The organism is Psychrobacter sp. CX18, from assembly GCF_057396215.1.
Window position 1 is genome coordinate 86,089 of sequence record NZ_JBXYJH010000015.1, and the last position, 7,054, is coordinate 93,142.

General features: G+C 39.0%; 6 protein-coding genes. 1 reads left to right on the plus strand and 5 read right to left on the minus strand.

Annotated elements, in window-relative coordinates:
- Window positions 1–126: 126 nt before the first annotated feature.
- A complete protein-coding gene (locus AC2SLT_RS11945; protein WP_486547879.1) occupies window positions 127–537 on the minus strand; it encodes an OsmC family protein in 411 nt (136 codons plus the stop codon).
- A 165-nt stretch (window positions 538–702) separates the two neighbouring features.
- Window positions 703–1,146, minus strand: coding sequence for a GNAT family N-acetyltransferase (locus AC2SLT_RS11950; RefSeq protein ID WP_486547880.1), 444 nt, complete (start codon window positions 1,144–1,146; stop codon window positions 703–705).
- Window positions 1,147–1,271: 125 nt separating this feature from the next.
- Here AC2SLT_RS11950 and AC2SLT_RS11955 point away from each other — a divergent pair, with 125 nt between their 5' ends.
- Window positions 1,272–2,093 (plus strand): carbonic anhydrase, encoded by an 822-nt coding sequence (locus AC2SLT_RS11955; RefSeq protein ID WP_486547881.1) that lies wholly within the window; start codon window positions 1,272–1,274, stop codon window positions 2,091–2,093.
- Window positions 2,094–2,249: 156 nt separating this feature from the next.
- Here the strand turns inward: AC2SLT_RS11955 and AC2SLT_RS11960 are convergent, their stop codons facing one another.
- The 3 genes from AC2SLT_RS11960 to AC2SLT_RS11970 all read right to left on the minus strand — a co-directional run.
- A complete protein-coding gene (locus AC2SLT_RS11960) occupies window positions 2,250–2,684 on the minus strand; it encodes a hypothetical protein (RefSeq protein WP_486547882.1) in 435 nt (144 codons plus the stop codon).
- Window positions 2,685–3,501: 817 nt separating this feature from the next.
- Window positions 3,502–4,257, minus strand: a complete 756-nt coding sequence (locus tag AC2SLT_RS11965; protein ID WP_486547883.1) for an OmpA family protein — start codon at window positions 4,255–4,257, stop codon at window positions 3,502–3,504.
- A 210-nt stretch (window positions 4,258–4,467) separates the two neighbouring features.
- On the minus strand, window positions 4,468–7,054 hold a 2,587-nt coding region (locus tag AC2SLT_RS11970), incomplete at its 5' end, for a YadA family autotransporter adhesin (RefSeq protein WP_486547884.1).

Genomic DNA, 7,054 nt, shown 5'->3' on the forward strand with positions numbered 1-7,054 from the left:
CCTTATAAGTTGCTTATGCCCATTCATTAGGTTATTGATTGTAGGTTTAAAGCTTTATAGCTTAATCGTCTGAATAAATGACACTATTAAAGCCTGTTAGTACGTCAAGTTCTACTGCCCATTGCATTAATTATTCAGATAACTAAACGTGATATCTTGATGGATATCAGGGTGTAAGCTCTTTGCTACTGGACAAGTCAAAGCTGCCGCTTCTAGCACCTTACGAGTACGCTCATCAAAATGCTGTTTAAACTCAATGGTGACTTGCACCTCACTCACACGGCGAGGGTCAGCAGCCATTATTTTAGTTACTTCAGCTTTCGTGCCGACAACGTCCAGATCCATAGCAGCGGCTTTAATCCCAATAATGGTTAACATACAACTGGCCAAGCTGGTCGCTAATAAATCAGTAGGAGAAAACGCTTCTCCTTTGCCATGATTATCCGTTGGCGCATCGGTGATAATTTCATTGTTTGATTGAAGATGTAAAGCTTGGGTACGTAGATTACCTTGATATACTACGGTTGAAGTAGTCATACGAACTCTCTCTAGTTGAAGCTTGTGGAAGTTAGAAGTTTATAGCCATCATACTAGCTTATTTGGACATAATGATAAATTATATGATCCTTTTTCTACCCTGGACTATTATAAAAATAACCCTGTAATGATATGTTAAAAGGTAATTTAATAAAAAGCGGCAGATTAAGAGACTCTGAACATAAATGATTGGAAATCATCTTCCGTTTTAGCCAATTCGTACCCCAATCTTTTATAAAATTTTATAGCACCAATATTTAAAATAAAACTAGATAAAGTAATATAATCACGATTCTCAATCTTTGCCAAATTATGTATATTCTTCATAACTATCTCACCAATCCGCTGGTTTTGAAACTCGGGTGATATGATTAAAAAGTGAATATGTAAGCTATTTTCATAAGGCTTATAACACAGCATACCGACACGAACATCATCAATATAAATCCAATAGAACCAACTAAAGTCATATTCCTGTTTTAGCCGTCGTCTTTGGTATTCATCATCCCAACCATACACTCTCTCTACATAGGGGTAGATACCCTGTTTAACACTCGTAAATAGCTCGTCAAATTGCGATGTTAAGACGGATTTTAATTTTATATTCATAAGATTATTAGCATAATTTGATTTAAAAGGTTATATTGAACACGGAATTTATTCAATATAATCAACTAATTAGTTGATTTAAATAATATTAATATTTAAACTCTAAACTCATAGGTCTTAACTTCATGACATCTTTAACATTCAAAAAGCTATCACTCACTCTAGCCATAGCACTTTCATTGACTGCTTGTAATAATATACAGCCTTTAGAGTCTACAAAGTCTAGTACTACAATCGACGCTAAGTCAATTCCCACGAATAATAGCTATCCTAGCTGGTCATATTCTGGCGATACAGGAGCAGATTTCTGGGGAGATATTGAAGGTAATGAACTATGTAAGAGTGGCCCTGAGCAATCCCCTATTAATATTAAAAAAGTCTTAAAAACGAACGATACTGCACCAATACCAACCTACCTTCGTTCGGATATTGAAATTGTTAACAATGGTCATACTATAGTGTTTACCCCAAAAAGTAGCGTTAATACGATCACTATAGATGTGAAACTTTATAATCTTGTGCAGTTTCACTACCACACCCCAAGTGAACATCAAATCTCTGGAACCAACTATCCAGGTGAGCTACACTTCGTTCACGCCAATGCCGCAGGAGAATTGGCGGTTATTGGTGTAATGCTTAATCCAACTGCTACCACTGATACTATCTTAACCAAGCTTCTTAATAATAGTTTAGCGGCGACAAATGAACATAAATCAGCTTTCGTTCCAGCAGTTGAAATAGCGACGTTATTACCACAAAGTAGCATTTATTATAATTACACAGGGTCACTAACGACACCACCGTGTTCAGAACAAGTGAAATGGTTTGTCAACGCTCAGCCTTTATCTGTCACTCCTGCTGAAATTCAAATTATGCAACAGCTTTATAGTCATAATAATAGACCAGTACAACCTATACATGATCGTAAGGTTAAGCAAGTTCAATAGAGCTAAGTAACCCTTTAAAATTAGAGTCTTATAAGTAAAAAGCCTCCTACAAAATTGATGTAGAAGGCTTTTATGTTTTGAAGGTTGTAGATAACTTTAAGCGCATTTAATATTGAGTTTAAAACGTTATTAAGCAATGCAAAACTTATAAATAAATTATAAATCTGAATCAATAGAATTTACTTTAATAACTTTAGTAAAAAAATACCTTTTTGGATAATTTATAATTAACTCATATTTACAGGTTCCATAAAAAGTTAACTCATAGCGATCTTTAGATATCTCAACAAAATCACGTAAAAGATAACTACAATAAGCTGCACTGAAACTATACCGACCCACAATTTTAAAAAGTTTATTCAATACAACAACCTCACATGCTTCCTCAAATGGACAGTCCCAACTTGTTAATAAAAGGAAATAATGCGTTAGTTCGAATTGTTTCTCAATAAAATACCCCAGAACTTTAGTTCCAGTGGCCTCTCCGCCATATAACAACGAAGTTTTTAATGGCCAATCCTCATATTTACCTCTGTGTTCTTGTAGAGTGAACTTATCAATAGGTGTCAATATTATCGCATCCCATTCCATTGTTTACTATCAGCTATCTACCAGTATTAATATCGCAAAAATAAAAGCCCATAGCAACCGTCTTCATCAATAATATATTTTATAAAATTCTACTGATTATAATAGCTTAATAAAAGACCCACTTCTATATTAAAATACCGACCTAAAAAAAGCCCCCACAACGTAAGTTGCGGGGGCTTTTAAGTATAGGGAGCTGACGATGACCTACTCTCACATGGGCACGTCTAATTACAGTGGCACTATAATGTTTAACTAAAACTATTTTGATATTTATTGCTTACATTCGTCAGCAAAATTTCGAATAGAATAACCGCCAGATGAAGTCTTATCGTCTGTATTATAGTCTATATCACTAATATAGTCAGAGAACTACTAAACGGTTACGGCGTTAACCTCATTGAGCCTAATCCATTAGTACTTGCACTCGGTTGCCTTGTAACCATTTTAGACCTCTTTGACAATATATAAGAAATTGAACTTTATATCATTGCCACGCATACTTAAGAGCACATAATTAACTAACATTCTATTAATTATAATTCTTCTGACAACTATTTATTAAGTTATACCATGTTTAAATTAAAAGATAAGACCCTCTTCGCACTTTCGTAATGATACAACTGTCGTGGTTGTGGCATAAAAGCGGGGTAAATAGTTTAAGTCACCTTTTAAGTAAAAGCACCAAGTTAACTTAACAACCCAAATTGCGAAACCCCCATAATTAATTATCTTATGGGGGGGTTATTGTATATAAAAGCTAATCAATATTTATATAGGTCGCTACGGTTAATGAAGCTTTATCTAACACTTTAAAGCGTTATTGTGTCACCGTCACGTCAAGCGTAACTCGGCGATTAGGCTGTAAACATTCGATCTCTTGCTGGCGAGATAGATTGCTTGGACAATGCTTGACAGGTTGTGACTCTCCAGCGCCAACAGCCATCATGGAAGCTGGTTTTACACCGCTATTTACTAAATAGGTACGGACGGTTTGAGCGCGTAATTGTGATAGATTCATATTATAAATATCATCCCCTTTATAGTCCGTATGTCCTGTAATTATGATGCGAGTATCCCCACTATCTTGGTATCTTTTCAACTTATTCGCTAATTCATCTAGTTCACGACGGCCTTGCGGCAGCATATTTTCAGGTTGCCATTTATCGAATTTAAATAAAGCATCTGCCCCTAGATTTATACGCTCTTTAATTTGTGCAGGGGTAGCTGTTGGAGCACTAGGAGGACAATCAACAGGCTTCCAATAAAACTCTTGAGCTCTATAATCGGCATCAAAGATAACTTTATATTGACAGATTTTGACAGCCTCGTCTGGCATATAAAACTTCATAATGTAGTCCCATTCTCGAGCGTGTTGTGCTTCGCTAAAGTGCGGTCGACCAATCAGTTGATAGAGTTCATCTTTTGCAACACCTGGTTTGATTTTTTGAAGGTTTTCACTGTTTGGAAACTGACCTTCACGTTGCCATGCATCTTCCAATTGTGGAAAAACGATATTTTCATGTTCAACATGCCCTTCCTGCGTGATTCCTTCGCTTAGGTACTTAGTACCCATACATCCTGTCATTGTTAACAGACTAAGGGAAATCGCACCTATTCCTAACAATCTTTTTAAGCGGTTATTTTTCATGAGTTACCCTTGGTTATCAGTAATAAAATATGACGATATTACACTGTGTAAAATACATAATAGTTGTTATTGATAATGCATAGGCGTCATACCTCAAAAATAGAGATGCGACACCTAGAATACGTTAATATAAGTTTAGAAGTGGAAGCCTGCACCCACAGCGCCACCAGCATTACCTTCAGTATCTGCACTACCACTAATTTTAAGTACCCAGCGACCATTATCAGATAACTTTGACACTCCGACCGCTACTGCGCCTTCACCATTGTATGTAGACAAACCACCTGTCACCATACTCTTTCCGGGTATATAAGCTTGTGGTAACGATGCCATTGCCATCGCAGATGAGATACCAGCATTGGCTTCGTCACCTACTTTGTTAATTTTACTATTCATGCTATAACCAAGGTCTTTGAGCTGATTAAGATTTACAGCGTCAGTACCGTCGACGCCAGCGCCAACGTTAGTAATGGTATTGCCGCCATTATTCAAACCTTGGTTGGTGACGCTTACTGACGTATTAGGCTCATTCGGATTACTAATAACAATTCCATTGCCATCAACCACCGTATCGCCCATTTGAACAGAACCTGCATCTCCCAAATCAATATTCTGAGCTAACTTAACATCAATGCTACCATTGGTGTTAGCAACTGTTTGAATATTGTCTTCTGTCGATGTGGTTGCGCCGCCTTGAATGGTTAATACTTGATTAGGATTTCGAGTTACGACTTGTCCATTATCCGCAGTATACTGCTGTTCTGTTGCCTCAATAGTATTGGAAATGGCTTCATAAACATCGCCACCATTGACGACGGATTGATTGCCTTCGCTGATATAATCAACATCACCACCTTGAGCGATACTATCAGCATTTTTGACTGTAATAGTATCTGACGTCACATTGGTAAAGGTAACATCATCTTTAGTCGCAACCGTAACGTTCGTTCCGTCTCGCGTAATCTCAACATTCTTACCATCAATTAAGTCAACAGTATCACCCGGGTTCACCATTTCGCCATCATCCCCATTGGCTTTAACTGTAAATCCAGATTTGTTAATGGCATCAGCAACACTTTGTGTTGTTGCAATAGAACCTGGATTTTCCGCTGAAGCTATGCCATTTGGCGCCGTGGCAATAGAACCAGTATTCACACTAAGCTGACCATTATCAGTAAGGATGGTATCGTCAGTGTCAACTGAAACGACATAATTATCTCCACCATTATCGTTAGGCGAATCAGACTTAGTTACTGTGATTGGCCCTTCACCTGACACCGAAGTATGCTTAGCGGCTTCAGCTTCGATGGCAGAAGTGTCAATAGATAAATCATAATTAAAGCCATCATTACCATTGTCTGTCTTCACCACGGTTACCGTGCCATCTTCTGAACCAACCTTGGTTCTACCCGAGTCAACATAATCCTTATTGGTAACTGAATTAGGATCGTCGCCAACATTTTGTACCGTCATAGTATCTGCATTAACATCTCCTGCATTTACAGTGGTAAAGGTGACCTCTTCGTTTGTTGATACCTTAATACCGCCATTACCATCATCTTCAAGGTTGATATTATTGCCGGTTACGAAGTTTGCAGTATTATTACTTTGATCGACAGTCTTAACCTGCTGCCCGTCAATTTGCGTAACGACTGCTTGCAAAGCACTGTCCGCTTTATCTAAGCTATCTTTAGTCTCGTCATTCAAACTGACTTGATAATCAGTGACGTTATTTTCTCCCTCTACCGGTGTTACTGCCAATCCAGAACCAGGATTTGCTGTCACTTTAGACCCTTCAGCATTCACCTCATAGATAGTCTGACCATTATCGCCAGTTGACATTTCAACAGAGGCGATATTGGTACCTGCTTCAACTTCCGTTCTTGATGCAGCGATAGACTGCTCTAATTGACTGACATTGACCGCGTCATTCGGGTTAGTGCCTGCAGCAACACCCGTGATTGCAGTGTCGCCTGCATCGATACCATCTGTATTATCGATGGTGACAGGACCAACCGTCACACTGTCAAAGGTAACATCTTTAGCGGTGGCAAAGGTAAACTTGCTGCCATCTTGTACAACAGTTAAGTTGTCGCCTGCAGCATAGGTCACTGTATCCCCTGGTGTTACTAAAGTGGTGCTGGCGCCCGTCTCATTACCTGCGGCGATAACATTAAAGCCGGATTGGTTAATAGCGTCAGCCACACTGCCTGCAGTCACTAGGCTGTTTTCATCGCCATCAGTTGGGGTGAATACTGAACCATCAGTGTTAGTGTTGAGGATCGTGGTGTTTGCAGTAATCTTACCATCAGCATCTTTGGTGATGGTGGTGTCATCGGTGTTGACGGATACATCGAAGATGGTCGCACCATCTGCGTTGGTAGCTGAGCTATCAACCGTGATAGACCCGTCATCAGAGGTGACCTCTTCTTGTGAAGCAGCAGCCGCTTGTTGCAACTGATCTTCTGTGGCGGCTTGTCCGGTTACGATGTTATTGGGATCGTAGGTGGTGTTGGTTAAACCGTTCACTGTACCTTGATCACCATTAATAGTAACTGGGTTGGCTGTGCCAACTGTAATCTGATCGGCTAAACCAAACTCGACCCCATCTGCGGTGGTTGTGGTGATGACATTGCCATCTGCTTCGGTGAAATTAACGGTATCACCAAGCTGGTAGTTGTTGTCGGTATCACCATCGCCAACGTTAAAGCCTTGGGCTACA